At 71.2% G+C, this 19,321-nt stretch carries 20 protein-coding genes; 4 read left to right on the top strand and 16 right to left on the bottom strand.

Going from position 1 to position 19,321, the window contains the following annotated elements:
* Positions 1-34 precede the first annotated feature (34 nt).
* Genes HSO01S_RS05100 through HSO01S_RS05085 form a run of 4 tightly spaced genes read right to left on the bottom strand, consistent with a single transcriptional unit; the run spans position 35 to position 4,177 of the window.
* Positions 35-925, bottom strand: a complete 891-nt coding sequence (locus HSO01S_RS05100; protein ID WP_066039478.1) for an ABC transporter ATP-binding protein — start codon at positions 923-925, stop codon at positions 35-37.
* Positions 922-1,935, bottom strand: coding sequence for a FecCD family ABC transporter permease (locus HSO01S_RS05095; protein ID WP_066039477.1), 1,014 nt, complete (start codon positions 1,933-1,935; stop codon positions 922-924). Before HSO01S_RS05095 ends, HSO01S_RS05100 begins: the two co-directional genes overlap by 4 nt.
* On the bottom strand, positions 1,932-2,942 hold the full coding sequence (locus tag HSO01S_RS05090) for a FecCD family ABC transporter permease (protein WP_066039476.1): 1,011 nt from the start codon (positions 2,940-2,942) through the stop codon (positions 1,932-1,934). Before HSO01S_RS05090 ends, HSO01S_RS05095 begins: the two co-directional genes overlap by 4 nt.
* A gap of 53 nt (positions 2,943-2,995) precedes the next feature.
* Positions 2,996-4,177, bottom strand: a complete 1,182-nt coding sequence (locus HSO01S_RS05085) for an NYN domain-containing protein (protein WP_066039475.1) — start codon at positions 4,175-4,177, stop codon at positions 2,996-2,998.
* Between the two features lie 118 nt (positions 4,178-4,295).
* Between HSO01S_RS05085 and mtnN the strand changes: the two genes are divergently transcribed.
* Positions 4,296-5,057 carry a 5'-methylthioadenosine/S-adenosylhomocysteine nucleosidase gene (mtnN, locus tag HSO01S_RS05080; protein WP_066039474.1) on the top strand — a complete coding sequence of 254 codons (762 nt, stop codon included), beginning with the start codon at positions 4,296-4,298 and terminating at the stop codon, positions 5,055-5,057.
* A gap of 173 nt (positions 5,058-5,230) precedes the next feature.
* On the opposite strand, the gene HSO01S_RS05075 is transcribed toward mtnN, so the two are convergent.
* The 8 genes from HSO01S_RS05075 to HSO01S_RS19200 all read right to left on the bottom strand — a co-directional run bounded on the left by HSO01S_RS05075 (position 5,231) and on the right by HSO01S_RS19200 (position 12,703).
* Entirely contained in the window at positions 5,231-5,905 is a 675-nt protein-coding gene (locus HSO01S_RS05075; protein ID WP_066039473.1) for a hypothetical protein, read from the bottom strand.
* A 115-nt stretch (positions 5,906-6,020) separates the two neighbouring features.
* The gene (locus tag HSO01S_RS05070) at positions 6,021-7,424 is read right to left on the bottom strand and encodes a glycosyltransferase family 87 protein (RefSeq protein WP_066039472.1); all 1,404 of its coding nucleotides are present in this window, start codon (positions 7,422-7,424) and stop codon (positions 6,021-6,023) included.
* 47 nt (positions 7,425-7,471) lie between these two features.
* Entirely contained in the window at positions 7,472-7,945 is a 474-nt protein-coding gene (locus HSO01S_RS05065) for a hypothetical protein (RefSeq protein WP_066039471.1), read from the bottom strand.
* The gene (locus HSO01S_RS05060) at positions 7,945-9,276 is read right to left on the bottom strand and encodes a molybdopterin-dependent oxidoreductase (RefSeq protein WP_066039470.1); all 1,332 of its coding nucleotides are present in this window, start codon (positions 9,274-9,276) and stop codon (positions 7,945-7,947) included. Before HSO01S_RS05060 ends, HSO01S_RS05065 begins: the two co-directional genes overlap by 1 nt.
* Before the next feature lie 19 nt (positions 9,277-9,295).
* Positions 9,296-9,940, bottom strand: a complete 645-nt coding sequence (locus HSO01S_RS05055) for a TIGR04282 family arsenosugar biosynthesis glycosyltransferase (protein ID WP_066039469.1) — start codon at positions 9,938-9,940, stop codon at positions 9,296-9,298.
* 119 nt (positions 9,941-10,059) lie between these two features.
* Positions 10,060-10,815 (bottom strand): glycosyltransferase family 2 protein, encoded by a 756-nt coding sequence (locus tag HSO01S_RS05050; protein ID WP_066039468.1) that lies wholly within the window; start codon positions 10,813-10,815, stop codon positions 10,060-10,062.
* Positions 10,812-11,939 carry an NAD-dependent epimerase/dehydratase family protein gene (locus HSO01S_RS05045; RefSeq protein WP_066039467.1) on the bottom strand — a complete coding sequence of 376 codons (1,128 nt, stop codon included), beginning with the start codon at positions 11,937-11,939 and terminating at the stop codon, positions 10,812-10,814. The genes HSO01S_RS05050 and HSO01S_RS05045 overlap by 4 nt, the downstream gene beginning before the upstream one ends.
* 140 nt (positions 11,940-12,079) lie before the next feature.
* Positions 12,080-12,703 (bottom strand): DUF4232 domain-containing protein, encoded by a 624-nt coding sequence (locus HSO01S_RS19200; RefSeq protein ID WP_066039466.1) that lies wholly within the window; start codon positions 12,701-12,703, stop codon positions 12,080-12,082.
* Between the two features lie 136 nt (positions 12,704-12,839).
* Between HSO01S_RS19200 and HSO01S_RS05035 the strand changes: the two genes are divergently transcribed.
* Both HSO01S_RS05035 and HSO01S_RS05030 read left to right on the top strand, forming a co-directional pair.
* Positions 12,840-13,154 carry a YbjQ family protein gene (locus HSO01S_RS05035; RefSeq protein WP_066039465.1) on the top strand — a complete coding sequence of 105 codons (315 nt, stop codon included), beginning with the start codon at positions 12,840-12,842 and terminating at the stop codon, positions 13,152-13,154.
* A 252-nt stretch (positions 13,155-13,406) separates the two neighbouring features.
* On the top strand, positions 13,407-14,711 hold the full coding sequence (locus HSO01S_RS05030) for an LCP family protein (protein WP_066039464.1): 1,305 nt from the start codon (positions 13,407-13,409) through the stop codon (positions 14,709-14,711).
* Here the strand turns inward: HSO01S_RS05030 and HSO01S_RS05025 are convergent.
* Complete coding sequence (locus HSO01S_RS05025) at positions 14,657-15,652, bottom strand: hypothetical protein (protein WP_157078917.1); 996 nt, start codon at positions 15,650-15,652, stop codon at positions 14,657-14,659. The two genes, HSO01S_RS05030 and HSO01S_RS05025, sit on opposite strands and share 55 nt — an antisense overlap.
* Before the next feature lie 190 nt (positions 15,653-15,842).
* Positions 15,843-17,120 carry an extracellular solute-binding protein gene (locus HSO01S_RS05020; protein ID WP_066039462.1) on the bottom strand — a complete coding sequence of 426 codons (1,278 nt, stop codon included), beginning with the start codon at positions 17,118-17,120 and terminating at the stop codon, positions 15,843-15,845.
* 136 nt (positions 17,121-17,256) lie between these two features.
* Here HSO01S_RS05020 and HSO01S_RS05015 point away from each other — a divergent pair, with 136 nt between their 5' ends.
* A complete protein-coding gene (locus HSO01S_RS05015) occupies positions 17,257-17,730 on the top strand; it encodes a MarR family winged helix-turn-helix transcriptional regulator (RefSeq protein ID WP_066039461.1) in 474 nt (157 codons plus the stop codon).
* A gap of 11 nt (positions 17,731-17,741) precedes the next feature.
* On the opposite strand, the gene HSO01S_RS05010 is transcribed toward HSO01S_RS05015, so the two are convergent.
* Both HSO01S_RS05010 and HSO01S_RS05005 read right to left on the bottom strand, forming a co-directional pair.
* Positions 17,742-18,701 (bottom strand): hypothetical protein, encoded by a 960-nt coding sequence (locus HSO01S_RS05010; protein ID WP_066039460.1) that lies wholly within the window; start codon positions 18,699-18,701, stop codon positions 17,742-17,744.
* A gap of 85 nt (positions 18,702-18,786) precedes the next feature.
* On the bottom strand, positions 18,787-19,194 hold the full coding sequence (locus HSO01S_RS05005) for a hypothetical protein (protein WP_066039459.1): 408 nt from the start codon (positions 19,192-19,194) through the stop codon (positions 18,787-18,789).
* Positions 19,195-19,321 lie beyond the last annotated feature (127 nt).

Genomic DNA, 19,321 nt, shown 5'->3' with positions numbered 1-19,321 from the left:
GTCGAGGACGCGATCGGGCCTGTCGCACCGCCTGTCACTCGGCCTCCGCGGCCCGGCCCATCGCATCCGGATCCACCGGCACGATCAACGGCGTGCCGCTGCTCGGGTCGGGGATGACGAGCGCCTCGAGGTCGAAGGCCTCGCGCAGCACTGCGGGGGTCAACACCTCCCACGGCGTGCCGTCGGCGATCACGCGCCCACCGCCCACGACGACCAGCCGATCGGAGTACCGGCCCGCGAGCGTGAGGTCGTGCAGCACCATCACGACGGTCGCGCCGCGCTGGCGGTTGATCGAGCGCACGAGGCCGAGCACGTCGAGCTGGTGGCTCAGGTCGAGGAAGGTGGTCGGTTCGTCGAGCAGGATGATCGGGGCCTGCTGCGCCATCACGAGCGCGATCCAGGCCCGCTGCAGCTGCCCGCCCGAGAGCGAGCCGGCCTCGCGGTCACCGAGCTCGCTGAGCCCCGTCGCCGCCAGGGCCTCGTCGATCACCGCGGCGTCGGCCGGGGTCCAGGGCCGCAGGAGGCTCTGGTGGGGGTGACGGCCGCGCGAGACGAGATCCCGCACCGTCGTCGCCGAGGGGGTCAGTGGCTTCTGCGGCAGGATGGCGAGCTGCCGGGCGACCTCGCGCGTGGCCATCGACTTCACCGGGCGGCCGCGCAGCTCGACGCTGCCGGCGTCGGGCGCGAGCAGCCGGCCGAACGCTTTGAGCAGGGTCGACTTTCCGCTGCCGTTCGCGCCGATCAGGGTCGTGATGCGGCCCTCGTCGATCTCGAGGTCAAGACCCTCGAAGACCACGGTCTTCTCGTAGGCGAGGGTGACCCCGCGCGCGCTCAGGGCGGGCGCCGACGGCCCGGTCACGGTCGGGGTCACGCTCGCGCCGGCTCCGGTCGAACCGGAGGGGCTGGATGCCGTGGGTGCGGTCATGAGGAGTACTCCCGTTCTCGTCGTCGGGTGAGCAGCCAGATCAGGTAGGGCGCGCCGATGATCGCGGTGATGATGCCGACCGGCACCTCGCCGGGAAGCACCCCACGCACGAGCGCGTCCCCGCCGACCACGATCACCGCGCCCATGAACGCCGAGGCGAGCAGCGGCGGCCGCCCGGTGCGGGCCAGGCGGCGCACGATCTGCGGCGCCACGAACGCCACGAACTCGATCGGCCCGCTCGCCGAGACGGCCGCGGCCGTGAGCAGCACCGCGCAGACGATCACGATCAGCCGGTGGCGCTGCACGTTCACGCCGAGACCGGTCGAGATGTCGTCGCCGAGCTGGCTGATCTCGAGCGCCCGCGACTGCAGCAAGGCGATCGGGGTGATGACGACGAGCACGACGATCACGGGCCAGACGCTCGCCCACGAGATGCCGGAGAGGCTGCCGACCAGCCACTGCGCGGCGGCCGCCGCCTCGGTGATCTGCGCGCGGGCGATCAGGTAGCTCGTGATGCCGCCGAGCGCCGCGGTGGCGCCGATCCCGATCAGGATGAGGCGGTAGCTGTCGACGCCCCCGCGCCAGGCCAGCCCGTAGACGAGCCCCGCGGTCACGAGCGCGCCGATCGTGGCGACGGCCGGAAGACCGAGGGTCAGGAGCCCCGCGCCGACCGAGTAGCTGCCGCCCGCCAGCACGATCGCCGAGACCGCTCCGAGGGCCGCGCCCGAGGTGACGCCGAGGATGTCGGGGGTCGCCAGCGGGTTGCGCGCGAAGGTCTGGGTCAGTGCGCCGGCGAGGCCGAGCGCAGCGCCGACGACGAGACCGCCTACCACGCGCGGCAGGCGCAGCTCGAGCACGATCAGCTCCTGGCCCGGGGTGCCCGCACCGACCAGGGTGCGCAGCACGTCGGGCACGGTGAGCGACGACGAGCCGGCCAGGATGCCGAGCACGGCGAGCACCAGCGCGGCCACCAGACAGGCGAAGGTGCTGAGCACGACTCGGCGGCTCACAGCGTCGCCATCCTGCCGCGCCGCACGATCGCGATGAACGCGACGCCGCCGACGACGGTGAGCACGACACCGACCGGTACCTCGGCGGTGCCGCCGATCAGCCGGCCGATGATGTCGCAGGTGAGCAGCACGCCCGCGCCGATGAGGCCCGAGGCGGGCAGGAGCCAGGCATGCCGGCCGCCGACCAGGCTGCGGGCGATGTGCGGCGCCGTCAGCCCGACGAACGCGATCGGGCCGGTGAGCGCCACGGCGGCGGCCGTGAGCAGCGTGATGGCGGCGAGCCCCACGACGCGGGCGCGCAGCAGGTTCTCGCCCAGCCCCTTCGAGAGCTCGGTGCCGAGCGCGAGGTTGTCGAGCGAGCGCACGTTGGCGAAGGCGAAGACGAGGCCCGCGCCGGCGAAGACGAGGGCTCCCTCGATGCCGGTCAGCGTGCGGCCGGAGAGCGAGCCGACCACCCAGATGCGGTACGCGGCGAGGGTCGTCTCGTCGGCCAGCACGAGGTAGGAGGTCAGGGCGACCAGGAGCGCCGACACGGCGGTGCCCGCGATCGCGAGCGGCACCGGGCTCGAGAGCCCGCGCCCGAGCGCGGCGACCGTGAAGACCAGGATGCTCGCGACCATCGCACCGGCCAGGGCAAGCCACAGGGTCATCAGGATCGAGCTCGTGCCGAGCACGTACACGCCGATCACGACCGCGAGCGTGGCGCCGGCCGAGACGCCGAAGATGCCGGGGTCTGCGAGCGGGTTGCGGGTCTGCCCCTGCATCACGGCGCCCGCGATGCCGAGGCAGCAGCCCACCAGGAGCCCCAGGGCTGTGCGCGGCACGCGGGAGCCCCAGACCACCGCGCCCTCGTCGCGCGCCGGGTCGAAGAGCCCGGTGAGCACCGCGCCGGGGCTGATCAGGTTGCTGCCGAGCATGAGGCTCGCGAGGGCGATGACCCCCAGGGCGATCAGGAGGGAGACGAGGATGAGCGCGCGCCGGGAGCGGAGGGCGGTGGAGCGGCGCATCTGATTAGCCTAGCCTCACCTAACCTCCGGTGCCTCGGTGAGTGGCGCCCGGCTCAGCGGCGGGGGAGCGCCGCCCCCGGACGGAGTCGGATGAGGCGCTGGGGGCCCTCCTCCTCGAGCTCGGCCAGTTCGTTGCGTGACGAGAGGAAGTCGGTGAACGAGCGGTAGCCGAGCGGCTTCTCGTTGAACGACGGGTCCATCCGGCGCATCTGGTTCTTCACCGTGCCCGTGTTCAGCCACTCGTCGGCGTCGCCCTTGGCGTGCCCGATCTGCAGCGCGCGCACCAGCAGCTCGGTGGCGACCGTCTGCGGGTCGATATCCTCGGGCTCCGGCTCGTCGAAGACGGTGTCGTCGGTGTGCGAGAACATCGGGGTGGTCGAGACGCGACGCGCGCGGGTCGGCGACTTCTTCGCGGTGCCCTCGCCGTCGTCGGTCGCCGCATCGGCGGTGCCCGCCTTGGCGCGACCGCCGCCGGAACCGCCCGTACCGGCTGCACTGGATCCGGTCGCGCCGGCCGAGCCGCCTGCCCCGCCCGCCGAACCCGCGGCGCCGGCCGAGCCCGAGGCATCCGCCGCGGCCTTCGCGGCCCGGCGCCCCGAGGCGCGCTTCTCGGCCGTGGCCGTCGCCGACGAGGTCGCGGCCGTCGGAAGCTGGATCTTCTCGATGCCCGGCAGCGAGTCGTAGTCCTCGAACTCGTCGCAGGCGGCCGCGAGGGAGGTGCTGGTCGAGCCGGCGACCCCGATGCCCACGACGAACCGGCCGAGCCGCTTCGACTTCTGGGCGAGGGCGATGTAGTCCGAGTCGCCGGCGACGATGATCACGTGCGTGAGGTCGGGCAGGCGGAACAGGTCTTCCACCACGTCGACCGCGAGCCGGATGTCGGCGCCGTTCTTGGTGCCCCGCGTGGTGGTCGTGAACAGCTGGGTCAGGTCGACCGCGCGCGACATCAGCTGGCGCTGGTAGCTGGCGTTCACCGGCACCGACCAGTCGGCGTAGGCGCGGTTCACGACCATCGTGCCGAAGGAGGCGGCGAAGTCGATGATGGCGTTGAAGTCGACCGTCGCGGCGGCGAGGCGCGCGGCGATCTCGGGATCCGCATCCGGGCTCGAACGGTCGAAGTCGCGGATGCCGTCGCGCTGGAAGGCGTTGCGCCCGTGCAGCTGCTGGTAGCGCGAGATGACGATGTTGTCGAAGTCGATGTAGAGGCCGACGCGGGCCTCGGTCGGTTCAGTCATTGGTGTGAGCTCCTCAGCCGCCGCGGAAGACTCGATCGCGATCCGGTGCCTCCAGTCTCGGCGATACCCGCCCCCCGCGGCAACTCGCGCCCGCCGCCGGGGTGGGAGGATGGGCGGGATGAGCGAGACGAACCCGACCCCGAACCCGGCCGAACCCACCCGCACCGTGATCGTGCTGGTCGCGATGGAGGACGAGGCCGTGCCCTTCCTCCGCCGTGCCGAGCGCACGGGCGAGCCCGAGGCCGCGGGAGCCTCCCTGGTGCGCTCGATCGAGATCGACGGGCTCCCGATCCGGCTCGTGCAGACGGGCATCGGGTTCGTGAACGCGGCCTCGGCGACGACCGCGGCGATCCTGTGGGCGCGCGCCGCGCATCCTGAAGCCGTGCCCGTCGTGTTCTCGGCCGGCACCGCCGGAGGCCTCGGCGCCGGAGTCGAGGTCGGCGACGTGGTGGTCGGCAGCGAGTACATCAACATCGACGCCGACGCCCGCGTGTTCGGCTACCGCCTCGGCCAGGTGCCCGGGATGCCCGAGAGCTACCGGGCCGACCCGCGGATGCTCGCCGCCGTCGAACTCGCCTCCCCGCCGGAGGGCGACGGCTGGCACGTGCGGCCGGGGCTGATCGCCTCGAGCTACTCCTTCGTCACGGCCGACCGGGCCGACATCGCCCGCACCGAGTTCCCCGGCGTCGCCGCGGTCGACATGGAGTCGTCGGCGATCGCGCAGGTCTGCTACTCGAACGGGGTGCCGTTCGCCTCGGTGCGCGGGATCTCGGATCTCGCCAGCGCGACCGCGCCCGTCGACCACGTCGACAACACCTCCTCGACCGCCGAGCGGTCGTCCCGCGTGCTGATCGCGCTCGCCGAGGCGCTGCGGCTCTGAGCCTGCTGCGGCTCTAGGCCATCGGCGGCGCCGGCCCGCTGCGGCTCTGAGCCCGCTGCGCCGGGCGCACGAATAAGGGCCCGCCGCGATGTGCGACGGGCCCTCTCTCCCAGCGGGGTCTGGACCGTGGGAATCAGTGGGGGGCCGCTCGCGCGGCCCCGGTACTGCGGGTACTACTTGGTGTTGACCGTGATCTTGGCGACTCCGACGAGGAGGCCTTCCTTGACCGCGGTGGTGCCGAAGGTCTTGTTCAGCAGGTCGGCGGCGTCGGCCGAGACGTGCACGGTGGTGCCCTCGAGGATGGCGGTGTCACCGGCGGTTTGCAGCGGCTTCAGCGTGGAGCCGTCCAGATCGAACAGCAGCGCCTGGGAGACGACGGGCGAACCGTTGGCCGCGACGTCACCGTAGAGCTCCGAGGTGCCCGGGTCGATCGTGAAGTTGGTCAGCTCGACGGTGGTGCCGCCGGCGCTGAGCGACAGGCCGGAACCCTCGTGCTCGATGGAGCCCTGCACGTAGGGGCGGTACGACTCGTTGGGGTCGTAGTAGTCGACGTTGCCGCCGGTGATCGGGAAGGCCAGGACGCCGTCGGTCAGCGTCGCGGTGCCGACCACGCCGGGGGTGAGGCCGAGCGAGGTGAGTGCGTCGAGGAAGCCCTTGTCGACCGCGACCTGCGTGTCGACGCCGGAGAGCGACGGGATGGAGGCGATGGGCTTCGGGGTGGCCGCGGCCGACGAGGTCGATCCGGCGGAGGTGTCGCTGCTGCTGGTGTTCGACGAGCAGGCGCCGAGTCCGAAGGCGAGGAGGCCGGCGGTGACGATTCCGATAGTTGCTTTCGTGATGCTACGCATGGTTCGAATCCTTAATGTTCTCGAATGTCGGTGATGTGATTGCCAGGCACATTTAGTTCGGCACCCTCGGCCAGGCGGATCGGAACCGGCCGTTTCACTCAGGCGACACTCAGGTTCAGTGAGGGCTCGCGGCGGCGTCCAGGGGCGCGGAGGCGAGCCGCCAGGGGCCTCCTCGGGCGTCCCTGCGCCGAAGTGCGCTGATCACGAGCACGACGGCGAGGGCCGCGGCGAGCGTCAGCCGCGCGACCCACAGCTCGGGGATGAGGAGCCCTGCGCTGAGTGCCAGCGGGATCGTCAGCCACTCCCACCGCCCGGTCATGGCCACGAAGGGCACCAGCAGCAGGGCGTACCAGGAGTAGTGCGGCGTCACGACGAGGAGCACCCCGCCGATCATCACGAGCTGCCCGAGCCACGGCGAGGCCGGGTCGGTGCGCCGGTAGACCAGGAGCGCCAGCACCCCGAGCACCAGGGCGGCGAGCACGACGGATGCGGGGCCGGGCGCGACCAGGGAGAGCAGCGCGAAGCGCGTGCCGTCGTCATAGCCCTCCTCCGAGAGGTAGCCGGGCAGGTAGCCGATCACGTCGAGCCCGCTCTGCAGCACGTAGGGCACGTAGAGGAGCGCGAAGGTGACGACGGCTCCGAGCACGACCTTCCAGGGCTGCCGTTTGAGGAGCGCGGGTGCCGCGATCACGGGGATCAGCTTGACCCCGATCGCCGCGCCCAGCGCCACCCCGCCGAGGAGCCGCCGACCGCCGGCGACCAGCAGCGTCGCCGCGAGCACGAGGAGGGCACCGAGCACGTCGACGTGGGAGTTGGTGACCGCCTCGGAGAGCACGAACGGGCACCAGGCCCAGAGGGCGGCCCAGCGAGGGTCGAGGCCGCGGCGGCGGAGCGCCACCAGGAGCGTGAGGGTGACGGCCAGCGACGCGAGCGCGCCCGCCGCCTGGAACGGCCAGTACTCGGCCTCGGGCGGCACGAGCGCCCGCACACCGGCGAAGTAGAGCTCGGCGGTGGGCGGGTAGATCGTCGGCACGGTGGGCCGGTTGATAGTGGTGCAGAGCACGGTGAAGTCGGGCACGTTCAGGGTGCGCGAGATGCGCTCGCCGTCGTAGGGGCACCGGGGGTGCCCGCCGTCGTCGGCCACCGCATCCGGGAACAGCCAGGCCGGTCGCAGCTGCTCGTAGGTCTGATCGCGCGGAACGTGGTCGTAGGGCGAGTGGCCGTCGACCTGCACGATGCCGTCCCAGGCGTAGCGGGCCGAGTCGGTGCTCGTCGTCGGCGGGCCGATCATCGCGGCGCCGCCGAGCGCCACGGCTCCCACGACGATCAGCACCACGGCCGCCCGCCGCCCGACCCCGCGCAGCAGCCAGACGGCGACGGCGAAGAGCACCCAGCCCCCGATCGCCCACCAGAGGGCGCCGCCGGTGTCACGGGTGTCGTAGAACCCGACCGAGACCACGCCGAGTCCCGTCGCCACCGTCAGGGCCGCGAGGGCCAGGGCGGTGAGGAGGATGCGCACGCTCGATCGTCTCGCGCGCGTCTCGGGTGAGGGGGCAGGCGCGCCCGTCACGAGCCCGACGTGGGCGACGCCGGACGGGCGGGCAGTGCCGCCCCGGCGCGCGACCGGCGGATGCGGGCGAGGTACGCGACGCAAGCGAGCGCGGTCAGTGCGGCGATCACGAGCCAGCTCAGTGCGAGGCGCAGGCCGTAGTCGAACGGCAGCACGGTCGGGTTCGCGACCCCGAGGGTCTTGGCGTAGATCTCGGGCACCACCAGCAGGCTGAGGATCGCGCCGAGACCGACCCCGACCTGCACGATCACGAGCACGGCGAACGGGATGCGCCGGCCCGCCCGGCGCACGAGCAACGCGACGAGCACCACCAGGGGCGACAGGATGCCGTCGTGCAGCACGATCGCCGCCAGCACCCAGAGGCCGACGCCCACGATCTGCATCGGATCCTGCTTGAGCAGGAGCACCACGGCGCCGAGCACGAGGCCGAGCACGCCGACGGCGATCAGGATTCCGCGGGTGGCGCGCATCACGACACCTCCAGGCTGGTCAGCCACTTCGTCTGCAGCACGCCGGGGCGGCCGGGGGCGATGATCCGGGCCGGGTAGCCGTGATCGATGTCGAGGGTCTCGCCGTTCAGTTCGAGGGCGACGAGGGTGGTCGGGTCCGAGACGTACTCCGGCCCCATCTGCATGATCCGGTAACCGCCCTCCTTCTCCAGGCTCGTGACGGTGAGAGCGGCCCCGGTCGCGGCGCCGACCGCGGCGGCGAGATCACGGATGCGCACGCCCTTCCAGTGCGCGAGCTGGCTCCAGCCCTCCACGCACGAGATGGGAAGGTCGACCTCGCTCTGCGGCATCGCGAGGAGCTGGTCGCGGGTGAGCCCGAGCATCCGGTCGCCGTTCGTGACCGAGAGCACCCAGGAGGGGCCGACGTCCTCGGCCGTGATCTGCGCGGCGGCGGCGGTGCGGTTGATCGGCACCCCTTGCGGCCCGATGTCCTTCGCCCGAGGGGCGAAGGCGTTGACGGGGGAGAGGAAGGCGAACGACTGGCCGGCCGTCAGGCCGACGACGGCCGCGGTCGCGACGCCGATCAGGGCGAAGAAGCCGCGGCGGTCGACGCCCGGCTCGGCGACGGCGGGGGTGCCGTCGATCCAGCGCAAGAGGCGGCCGGTGAGCCCGCGGGCGGGGCGGTGTGCGGCGGGGCCGGAGGCGGATGCGCGGGACGCCGCGACGCCGGCCTTCGCGTCGAACGCCGGGGCATCGGCTGCGTCGGTGGCGGATGCCGGGGCGTCGGCGTCCGCGGCCGTCACGTCGGCCGCGTCGGCGCGTTCCGCCATCCTGGCCCGGTTCTTCGTCCAGTACCGCGAGATGATCGGCAGCTTCACCCCGATGTGGATGGCGAGCGACCCGATGATCACGAACGAGAGCGCGAAGTGCACCTCGCGGAACCCGAAGGGCCACGGGTACCACTGGTAGGTGTTGAGCAGGCCGATCGTGATCTGCACGAGCGAGGCGCCCACGAAGATCGCGATCGACGCCCGCTCGAGCAGGTGCACGACGCCCTTGAGGGGCGGGGTCTGGAACAGCTCGGGGAAGACCGCGTACAGCTTGCCGAGGATCAGCGGGAAGCAGGCGATCCCGGCGGTGATGTGCAGGCCCTGGGTGAACTGGTAGAGCTGGGTCGGTTGAGTGGGGAAGCGCATCCACGGCAGCGGCTCCTGCAGGAAGTGGCTGTAGAGGCCCGTTCCGAAGCAGACGAGGAACGCGATCCCGAGCAGGCGGCCGAGCACGACCGCGCTCCGCGGGTTGCGGGCGGGCGCGCCGACGACTCGCCGGAGGTCGGACAGGAGTCGTTGCATGGTGGCCCCCCGCCCCGGCCTAAGACCGAGCGCGTTCGAGTTCGAGCCGCGCGGCGAGCGGGGCGAAGGTGCGGCCGAAGCGGCCGTGGGGTACGAGTTCGGCGACCTCGATCGCGTCGTCGATGGTGTCGATGTCGTTGATCTCCGGCAGCAGGTGCACGGTCATCCCGGCGCCGCGGAGGCGGCCGAGCTGCACGCGGCCGGTGTCGTCCTGCGACATCGGCACGCCGCGGATGTGCTCGCCGTTCGGGTCGCGCATGCCGAGCGCCCAGAAGCCGCCGTCGGAGGCGAAGCCGAGGAACGCGTCGATGTCCGGCGTCCAGCCGGTGAGGGCGGCCTCGAGCACGCGGCGGGAGACCTGCGGGGTGTCCATCCCGATCAGGAGGGTCGGGCCGGAGACCGAGTCGAAGATCGCACCGAGACGCTGATCGAGGGTGCCGCCGATCTGCGGCAGCACGGTGAAGCCCTCGGCCTCGGCCGGCACGTTCTGCCCGTCGAAGGCCAGCACGCGGCGGCTCACGGGCAGGTCGCGCACGACCTGGAGCGTGTCGGCGAGGCTGGCGGAGGCGACCTGGGCCGCCTCCTCGTAGCTCAGCGGCGGGTGCAGCCGCGTCTTCACGCGGCCCGGGATGCATTCCTTGGCGATGACGACGACCGTGAGCATGTGATGTCCCTTGTTCGCTGATTGCTGCAGCCCCTGCTGTGGGCCTCGGTGCCGGTGGTCCGGCGGTGCACAAGTGGTTCGTCGCGGTGTGCCGATCGGATGCTTCACCCAGCCCGCGCTCAGGAAGGCACCACCCGGGTGTCGCGTGAGCGGCGGTTGCGGCGGCTCGCATCCGCTTTGTGGGCGCGCAGTAGCCGGGACATGTCGGTGACGGCCGAGATCGTGCCGCGGATCGTGCCGGTGACCTTCGAGCGCCCGACGCGGGGGCTGTACGGGATGTCGCGCTCGACGATGGTGAGCCCGGCCTTCGAGATCCCGAGCGCCATCTCCAGCGGGTAGCCGCTGCGGCGGTCGCGGAGGTCGAGGGCGAGCAGGTCGTCCCGGCGGGCCGCGCGGAGCGGCCCGAGGTCGTGCAGGCGGATGCCGGACCGCAGCCGGATGAGCAGGGCCAGCGCCCGGTTGGCCAGCCGGGCGTGCCAGGGCCAGGCCCCGCGGTTCGTCGGCCTGCGGCGGCCGAGCGCGAGGCCGGCCTTCCCGGACTCGACGAGCGCGACCAGGGCGACGAGGTCGGCCGGATCCATCGAGGCATCGGCGTCGCAGAACGCCACGATCGGGGCGGTCGCGGCCAGGAGCCCGGCGTGGGCGGCCGAGCCGAAGCCGCGGCGGGGTTCGGTGACGACGGTGGCGCCGAGGGAAGCGGCCACGGCGGCGGAGTCGTCGGTCGAACCGTTGTCGACGACGATCGCGCGGTAGCCCTCGGGCAGACGGCCGAGCACCCAGGGGAGGGCGCCCTCCTCGTCGAGGCAGGGGAGGATCACGTCGACGCGGGCCGGGGTGCTGGTGGGTGCCGGGTTCTCGGCGCGGGCCGGGGTCATCGGATGCCTGCTGCCGTAGCGCCTGCTGTGCCCGCCGCCGCGCGGAGGGGCGCCGATGCGAACTCGCGCATCCCGGCCTCGAAGTCGACCTCGGCCTGCCAGCCCAGTTCATCCCGGATGCGTGCGGAGGAGGCGGTGATGTGCCGCACGTCGCCGAGGCGGTATTCGCCCGTCACGATCGGTGCCGGCCCGCCGAACGCGCGACTGAGCGCCTCGGCCATGTCGCCGATCGTGTGCACGACGCCCGACCCGACGTTGAAGACGCGCGTGCGGCCGGCCGGGGCATCCTCGGTCCACTCGATCGCGGCGAGGTTGGCGGCGGCCACGTCGCGCACGTGCACGAAGTCGCGGCGCTGGCCGCCGTCTTCGAAGACGCGCGGTGCCTCGCCGCGCTCGAGCGCCGAGCGGAACAGCGAGGCCACGCCGGCGTAGGGCGTGTTCTGCGGCATGCCGGGGCCGTAGACGTTGTGATAGCGGAGGCCCACGGCGCTGCCGCCGGTGGAGCGGGCCCAGGATGCCGCGAGGTATTCCATGGCGAGCTTCGAGGTGGCGTAGACGTTGCGGGGGTCGAGCGCGGAGTCCTCGGCGATGAGCGCCGGCTCGAGCGGCAGGCCCGTGGCGGGGTCGATCGGCTCGAACCGCCCGCTCTCGAGGTCGTCGACCCGTCGCGGGGCCGGCCGCACGTCGTGGCCGGCGGCGTCGCGGTAGCGGCCTTCGCCGTAGACCACCATCGAGGAGGCGTAGACCAGGCGCTTCACGCCCTCGTCGCCCATGGCCCGCAGCAGCACCGCGGTGCCGTAGTCGTTCGACGAGACGTAGTCGGGCGCATCCGAGAAGTCGACCCCGAGCCCGACCTTGCCGGCCTGGTGGCACACCACGTCGACGCCCTGCAGGGCGTCGCGCACGGTCTCGAGGTCGCGGATGTCGCCCCGGATCACCTCGACCCGCGCGTCTCCGGCGGCTTCCGCAGCCTGCCGGCCGCCGTCATCCGGCAGCTCGCTCTCGGGGTGCACGTCGCTCCGGAACGAGTCGATCACCCGCACCGTCATCCCGCGTTCGAGGGCTCGTTCGACGACCGTGCTCCCGATGAAGCCGGCACCGCCCGTCACGAGCACGGTTCCCATTCCGCCACAATACATACCCCTTGTTCGGAGGCGCCGAGAAAGGCGATGGCCCGGGGTCGTATCAAAAGGGATACGGCCCCGGGCCATCGGGTGGAGTGGTCGGGCGGGCTGCTTGTTGGGCTACCCGGTCGGGCCGCCCGTTACTGCAGCGGCTGGGCGTGCACGTTCGTGGCGGTGTAGGTGCCGCCCTCGGGGAAGTTGGCTACTCCGCCCAGGTCGAGGTCCTGACCGGGGATCGCGCTCCAGGAGGCGACGAGGTCGCCGGGCGTGCCCCCGGTGGAGTCGCCCTCGGCCCAGGCGATCTCGCCGTAGGCGCTCTCACCGGGCTTCAGGGTGATGGGGGCGGCGGGCGAGTTCTTCGAGAACGTGGTGTCGCCGTTCTGGATGCGGAAGTCGCGTCCCGGGAACAGCGTCGCGGTGTCCGGTGCGCCCTCGATGGTCACCGTGTCGTTCGAGGTGTTGGTGATCTTGTAGTCGAGCTGGTGGTGGGACATGCCCTGCTCGGTCTTGTACACCTCGACCTGCAGGCCGGAGGACGAGGTCGCGCCGCCGGTGGCCGGGGCCGGGGCGGGTGCGGGCGCGGGTGCCGGGGTCGGCGCCGGGGTGGGGGCGGGCGTGGTGATCAGCGAGGTCTGGACCGGGCCGGTGGTGCCGGCCGAGGTCGGTTCCCCTGCCTGCGCGGCGGCGGCGGAGATGCCGACGACGGCGACGCAGGTCGCCACAGCTCCGGCGATGACGGTCTTGGTGACGAGATTCCGAATCATGAGTGATGCACTTCCTTTTCGAGTTCTGTCTGCTCGACACACGGTGTGTATGTCTGACATACATAAATCTAGCGGGCATCCGATGCCGCGCACGTCGGTCTCAGCAACCTGCCAGGCGGTCTGGCATGATTTCGCCATGCTGATCTCCACGATGAACGATGTCCCCGGCCGTCAGATCACCGAGGTGCTGGGCGAGGTGACGGGCCTGACGGTGCGCTCCCGCAACGCCGGCGCGCAGTTCGGTGCCGGTCTCAAGTCGCTGGTCGGAGGCGAGCTCGCCGGCCTCACCAAGCAGCTCTCGCAGAGCCGCGAGGAGGCCAAGCAGCGACTCACCGAGGCCGCCCAGGCGCTCGGCGCCGACGCCGTCGTCGCGATGCGCTTCGATGCGAGCGAGGTGGGGCCGAACGCCCAGGAGGTCGTGGCCTACGGCACGGCCGTCAAGCTCGGCTGACCCTCCGGGCCCTCCCGGCTCTCCGGCCTCCCGGCTTCCGGGCCTCTCGGCTTCCCCGCGCATCCGTTCACTCGCTCGCCGGCTCCGGCACGATCCTCTAGCGGCCAAGTCCGCAAGAGGACACGACCGACGGATCCGCGGAATCACGCGGCGTGCGGGGGTTCCCGCAGGCAACGGACGGGCTACGCACCGGCGTCGCTCAGCTTCGGCCGCCCCTCCGCCTTCAGAGTGGACGACGGCGAAAGGAGCCGTATGTCCATCCACGAGCGCGAACCCCGGCACGAGAGGAAGCGCCGCTTCCGGCGACGACGTCTGTTCGTCGGGCTGGGCCTGGGACTCGTCGTCGTCCTGCTCGGCGCCGGCGGCTTCGTCGTCTACAACTACCTCGACCTCTCGAACGGCCTCCAGCGATCCGACATCGCGTTGCCGACCGGGACGTCAGACCCCGGGGTGCCTCAGAACACGGGTGAGTCGAACATCCTGGTGATGGGGCTCGACAGCCGGGTCGACCAGCAGGGTCAGCCCCTTCCCGACGAGATCTACAACGCCATCAACGCCGGCGACCAGTCCGACGGCGGGTACAACGCGAACGTGCTCATGCTGATCCACATCCCGGCGGGCGGTGGGCAGGCCGTCGGCATCTCGATCCCGCGCGACGACTACGCCCCCCTCGCCGGTGAGCCCGACGGGGTGTCGAAGTCGAAGATCAAGGAGGCCTACGGGCTGGCGCTCGACGAGAAGCTGACCGCGCTCACCGCCGACGGGGTGCCCGAGGCGGATGCCTACCAGCAGGCTCGGGATGCGGGCCGGCAGGCCGAGATCCAGACGGTCTCCGACTTCCTCGGCGGTGTGCGCATCGATCACTTCATCGAGATCACCATGGGCGCCTTCTACGAGGTCGCCAAGGCCGTGCAGCCGGTGACCGTCTGCCTCAACCAGGCGACCCAGGACTCCTTCTCCGGCGCCGACTTCCCCGCCGGGGTGCAGGAGCTCGACGCCTCGCAGGCGATGAGCTTCGTGCGCCAGCGCCGCGACACCGGACCCTCGGATCTCGAACTCACCGACCTCGATCGCACCCGGCGGCAGCAGGCCTTCATCGTCTCGCTGGCCTTCAAGCTGAAGCAGGCCGACACCTTCACCGACTTCGGCACGATGCGCAGCCTGATCGACACGGCCAAGCAGTACGTGGCCGTCGACAGCGGCTTCGACCTGCTCAGCTTCGCGAGCCAGGCGCAGCGGATGGCCGGGGGCGCCATCACCTTCCAGACCCTGCCGATCGATCGCTACGACACCATCGACGGCAAGGACGTCAACATCGTCGACGCCGATCAGATCCACGCGATCGTGCAGTCGCTGTTGTCGCCGCAGCCGAGCCCGACGGAGACGCCGGGCCCGACCGACCCGGCCGACTCGTCCGACTCGACCGACCCGTCGTCACCCGCGACCGGCGCCCCGGGCGATCCGTCGTCGACGGATGCGCCCGGCACGCCGCCCCCGACCAGCTATACCGACTCGAGCACCCCGCTCCAGTCGGGCGGCATCCCCTGCGTGAACTGAGGCCGGCCGCTGTCGCTCGCCGCCCAGGCGACCCCGAGGGCGAAGAGCGTGGCGACGCCGTAGTGCTCCATCGCCTTCGCGACGCGGCGGCGGCCGGTGCGCGGGTTGATGCCCAGCCGGCGGGAGGCGGTCTCGAGGGTGATCCCCCGTCGCATCAGCTTCAGCAGCGGCGTCCACGGTTCGCAGGCCTGGGTCAGGGGTTCGGTGCGCTGCCAGAGCTGATCGAAGTAGGCCTGGGCCATTCCCGCGAGTGCGGGGTTGCGCATCCCGAGTGCGCTCGTCGGCCGGTGCTCGCCCCACTCGAAGGGAAGGGCGAGCTGATCGCCGTCGACCCAGAACCAGCTCGGAGGCGCATCCAGCAGCCGGAACCGGACGCCGGCCGCCCGGTACTGCATCAGCCGCAGGATCGCGGTCTCCGTGTCGACCATCGCGGTCGGCACGATCACGCGCACGGCGTCCTTCCGCGCCAGGGCGCGGATGAAGCGTGCCGTCCACTCGAGGGAGGGGTCGAGAAAGCGGTCGAGCTGAGGCAGCACGGCGCAGAGCGTGCCGCCGTCGTGGCGGGCGGTCTCGTACCAGAGGTCCTCCGAGGCATGCTTGCCGTGGCGGGTGACCACGGGCACCGGGTTCTCCGACGCCTCGCCGACCGACCAGTGCTGGAGCAGTGTGGGGAGGTCGGACATGACCTGCTCGAGCGCGCCGAGGGCCTCCTGGGAGGTTGTCCGGAGCTCGGCCGACCTGGCGGCGACCGTGGCGGCCGCCCACGCGGCGGGGTCGAGGTATCGCAGCTCGTCGCCGCTTCCGTCGATCAGTCCCTGAGCCCGGAGTCCGGTCACGGCCGCCTCCGCCTCCTCGGGGCTGAGGTGGGCGAGCGTCGCGAGCTCCCGGGTCGTCCCCGGTCGTCCGCGATAGACGATCGCCAATAGAGTTTCGTCGTACATTTCCACGTCCTGGTCTCATGGTCATTGCGTACATGTGTATGTGATGCATACGTAAATGTAGACCTCGGGCGAGGGGGTGCAAGCCGGCCGGCGAAGACTGTGGAGACCTCACGATCAGACCGGTCGCGTGCCGTAATTTATGTATGTTCTACATAATCGACTGGATGCATCCAGGCGTCTGCCGCCGTCGTCAGGAGTTGAGGATGCCGTCGATCTTCTCGTCGAGCGCCTTCGCGAGGTCCTCGACATCACCGCCCTGCGCGATGCTGAGCGAGAAGTCCTGAAGAACCCCGGAGGCCTCGACGTCGGCCCACCTCGGCGAGGTCGGGGTGAGCTTCACGTTCGCCGCCGCCTCGCCGATCGCCGTCGCGACCTCGTCGGAGCCCAGGGTGGACGCCAGCGAGATCTTCGCCGGCACGAAGCCGTGCTGACCGAGGATCGTCTGGTAGTCGTCGCTGAGCATGATCTCCAGGGCGTCGGTGGCCAGATCGGGATGCTCGGACCTCGCCGAGACCGCGATGTTGGAGCCCCCGGCGAACACGTGCGCCGCCCCGCCGTCCTTCCCGGGCAGGGCGTAGACGCCGAGGTTCGCCGCCTGGTCGGGGCAGCCGGGCTCCGTCGCGTCGGCCGGAGCGAGGATGGCCTTGCTCACCCAGCTCGGTGCGACGAGCGTCGCGATGGTCCCCGCGCAGAACGGCACCTGCGGGTCGGCCTGGTTGCCGTCCTTCGGAGCGACGGAGGCCTGGTCCATCACCTTCTGCGCCTGCTCGAGGCCCGCGACCGACTCGGGGCTCGAGAAGCTCGAGGTCCAGGTGTCGCCGTCCTCGGTCGCGACCTCGCCGCCGTTCTCCCAGATGTAGGGCAGGAGGTTGTACCAGTCCTGACCCGGGAAGGAGATGCCCGAGACGCCGGGGTTGGCCTTGGCGAGGGCGATGCCGTTCGACACGTATTGGTCGAACGTCGTCGGCACCGTGAGACCTGCCGCCGCGAGCAGGTCCTTCCGGTAGAAGACCAGGCTGGCGCCGGAGTAGTAGGGAGCTGCGAAGAACTTTCCGTCGTAGGAGCCCGCCTCCACGAAGCCGGGCAGGAGATCGTCTCCGCCCAGCTGCTCCTTCAGGTCGGTGAGGTCGAGGAAGGCGCCGGCCGAGGTGAACGCCGCCGCCTGGGTGTTGCCGATCTCGACCACGTCGGGGCTGTCGGACCCCGAGAGGTTGGTGGTGAGCTTGTCGACGAGGCCGGTCCAGGCCTGCTCCTCGATCGTGAGGGTGGAGCCCGGGTGCTCCTTCTCGAACGTGGTCTTGAGGTAATCGCGCGCACTGTCAGGGGTGTCGGTGCCGTTCAGCCAGACGCGCACCTCGGCGGTCCCGCCGTCGCCCGGCCCGCCACCTGACGTCCCGCCCGTGCATCCGGCCAGGGCCAGGGCGGTGCTGATGCCGAGGGCGGCGGCCGCGAGTGCTTTCCGTCTCATCGTTTCTCTCATTCGTCCGGCCGCAGATCCGGCTGCGGGTCGGGCCGCGAATCGGGCCGCGGATCCGGGCTGGGCATCAGCGTCTCGCAGTCGGCCGCGAAGCGATAGTGCGAGCCCATTTGTGTATCCTTGAGATATGCAGCCGGTATACGACGAGGCAGACCCATTCGAGGAGCTGGCGCGAGCCGTCATCCGGATCTCGTTCGTGCTGCGGCAAGACCTCGAGACGGTATTCAACGACCTGTCGGAGGTGCCGCGCGAGCTCGTGCGCATCATCGTGCGGAGCCCTGGCCTCACCGTGGTCGAGCTGGCGGCCGCCACGGGCAAGCAGCGCAGCAACACCAGCGCCGCGATCGCCGAGCTCGAGCAGCAGGGTTTCGTCAGCCGCAAGCCGCACGAGAGCGACAAGCGATCGGTGCGGGTGTTTCCCTCGGCGAAGGCGCAGAACGAGATCCGCCGCATCTACCGTCACTGGGCGAGTGAGCTCAGCGGATGGGCGGACGATCTCGACGCCGCCCAGCGCGATGCCCTGATCGCCGGCATCCCGGCCCTGCGCCCCATCACGGACTCGGCCGAGCGCGGCCACGAGGCCCTCCCCGGCAAGGCCTGACCGGGGCGCTCTCAGTCCTCGTAGGTGATCGCGTCGGTGGCCCGGGCCGCGGTCCAGGCGGATCCGAGCGCGAACAGGGTCGGCGCGTCGTAGTGCTCCATCGCGGCCGCGACCCGGCGACGGCCGGTGCGGGCGTTGATCCCCAGCTCGTGCGAGGCCCCTTCCAGGGTCTTGCCCTGCTGCATCAGGCGCAGCAGCGAAGTCCACGGGTGCTGCTCCGCACCCACGGGTTGCGCGCGGCGCCACAGCTCGTCGAAGTACGCGCGGACGATGTTGGCCAGGCCCGGGTGGCGCGCCCCGAGGACGCTCGTGGGCACGGCCTCGCCCCAGACGAAGGGCAGGGCGAGGTGGTCGCCATCCACCCAGAACCAGGTCGGGGGCCGTTCCAGGGTGCGGTACTCCACGCCTCGGGGCCCGTACTGGGCGATGCGCTCGCGGACGAGCGGGTCGGCGACGGATGCGGCGGGAACGATCACGCGCACGGATTCCAGCTCGGCCAGGTCGGCGCTGAACCGCTTGGCGTGTTCGCTCGAGGGGTCCCTGAGCCGGGTGACGTCCGTGAAGACCGCGACGAGGCTGTCGGTGGGCTTGCCGACCAGCTCCCAGAGCATCTCCTCCGCCGCGTTCGGGCCGTGACGCACGAGAGTGTGCACCGGATCGGATGCGGATTCGCCCACCGACCAGGCGCGCAACGCGGCCGGCAGGTTCTGCACGATCTCCTCGATGCTCGCCAGCGCCTGTTCCGCCTCGGCGCGCACTCGGCGGGTGTGGGCCGAGACGGCCTCGTTCGCCCATTCCGTCGGCGGTGGGTAGGCCAGTGCGTCGTCGGTACCGGCGATCAGGCCACGCTCGCGGAGCCTCTGCACAGCGACCTCGGCCTGCCCCTTTTCGAGGTGCGCGACCCGGGCGGCTTCGTCGATCGTGGCCGGCCGGCCCCGGAGGAGAATGCCGAGCAAGGTCTCGTCGTCCATGTGTCCCTTCCCGGACCTGGGCGATCGACCGGATCGGGTTCCCGTCATGACCGCTCAGACCCCCAAGGTATTCGGGTGCTCGGTCTCATCGGTTTGGTGATGTGACCGTCACGGTGAAGGTCAGGGGCTGGATGCCGCCGTTGCTGTTGGTCAGGGTGACCGCGGTCGTGCCAACCGCCATGGCCTGGATGCCGGGGTTGAAGACGGCGCTGCCATCGGTTCTGCCCGCGGTGAAGACCGCGACGTCGGTGTCGGCGACCGTGCCCCGGTAGCTGTCGACGGCGAGGTCGCCGGTGGTGACGTTGAGCATCTGGCCGACGACGAGGTCGACGTCGGCGCCCTGCAGGCTGTTCGCCGACATGGTGACGGGTGCGATGACCGAGCCGCCTGCGGGGGCTCCGCCGGCGGGGGCTCCGGCGGCGGTCGTGCACGCACTCAGTGCGGCCACGACGACCACCATGGCAGCGGCGGTGAACAGTCCCTTGAATCTCATGACGACGACCTTTCCAATCGGTATATGAGTATATCTACCATATATTTTCTCGGCTTTCCGGAATCAGCTTGCGCCGCCTCGAACGCGAACCTATGTTTAGTTATGCGTAACATACACATCGAGTGTG

It is taken from the genome of Herbiconiux solani NBRC 106740, assembly GCF_001571005.1.
Taxonomy (GTDB): Bacteria; Actinomycetota; Actinomycetes; order Actinomycetales; family Microbacteriaceae; genus Herbiconiux; species Herbiconiux solani.
Note: the sequence above shows the minus strand (reverse complement) of the source record. Positions and strands in the feature narration are given on the sequence as shown.

Bases quoted from the DNA above. Each gene is read 5' to 3' on its own strand.
- HSO01S_RS05100 (WP_066039478.1), bottom strand. From the start codon at position 925: ATGACCGCACCCACGGCATCCAGCCCCTCCGGTTCGACCGGAGCCGGC.
- HSO01S_RS05090 (WP_066039476.1), bottom strand. From the start codon at position 2,942: ATGCGCCGCTCCACCGCCCTCCGCTCCCGGCGCGCGCTCATCCTCGTC.
- HSO01S_RS05085 (WP_066039475.1), bottom strand. From the start codon at position 4,177: ATGACTGAACCGACCGAGGCCCGCGTCGGCCTCTACATCGACTTCGAC.
- mtnN (WP_066039474.1), top strand. From the start codon at position 4,296: ATGAGCGAGACGAACCCGACCCCGAACCCGGCCGAACCCACCCGCACC.
- HSO01S_RS05075 (WP_066039473.1), bottom strand. From the start codon at position 5,905: ATGCGTAGCATCACGAAAGCAACTATCGGAATCGTCACCGCCGGCCTC.
- HSO01S_RS05065 (WP_066039471.1), bottom strand. From the start codon at position 7,945: ATGCGCGCCACCCGCGGAATCCTGATCGCCGTCGGCGTGCTCGGCCTC.
- HSO01S_RS05060 (WP_066039470.1), bottom strand. From the start codon at position 9,276: ATGCAACGACTCCTGTCCGACCTCCGGCGAGTCGTCGGCGCGCCCGCC.
- HSO01S_RS05055 (WP_066039469.1), bottom strand. From the start codon at position 9,940: ATGCTCACGGTCGTCGTCATCGCCAAGGAATGCATCCCGGGCCGCGTG.
- HSO01S_RS05050 (WP_066039468.1), bottom strand. From the start codon at position 10,815: ATGACCCCGGCCCGCGCCGAGAACCCGGCACCCACCAGCACCCCGGCC.
- HSO01S_RS05045 (WP_066039467.1), bottom strand. From the start codon at position 11,939: ATGGGAACCGTGCTCGTGACGGGCGGTGCCGGCTTCATCGGGAGCACG.
- HSO01S_RS19200 (WP_066039466.1), bottom strand. From the start codon at position 12,703: ATGATTCGGAATCTCGTCACCAAGACCGTCATCGCCGGAGCTGTGGCG.
- HSO01S_RS05035 (WP_066039465.1), top strand. From the start codon at position 12,840: ATGCTGATCTCCACGATGAACGATGTCCCCGGCCGTCAGATCACCGAG.
- HSO01S_RS05030 (WP_066039464.1), top strand. From the start codon at position 13,407: ATGTCCATCCACGAGCGCGAACCCCGGCACGAGAGGAAGCGCCGCTTC.
- HSO01S_RS05025 (WP_157078917.1), bottom strand. From the start codon at position 15,652: ATGTACGACGAAACTCTATTGGCGATCGTCTATCGCGGACGACCGGGG.
- HSO01S_RS05020 (WP_066039462.1), bottom strand. From the start codon at position 17,120: ATGAGACGGAAAGCACTCGCGGCCGCCGCCCTCGGCATCAGCACCGCC.
- HSO01S_RS05015 (WP_066039461.1), top strand. From the start codon at position 17,257: ATGCAGCCGGTATACGACGAGGCAGACCCATTCGAGGAGCTGGCGCGA.
- HSO01S_RS05010 (WP_066039460.1), bottom strand. From the start codon at position 18,701: ATGGACGACGAGACCTTGCTCGGCATTCTCCTCCGGGGCCGGCCGGCC.
- HSO01S_RS05005 (WP_066039459.1), bottom strand. From the start codon at position 19,194: ATGAGATTCAAGGGACTGTTCACCGCCGCTGCCATGGTGGTCGTCGTG.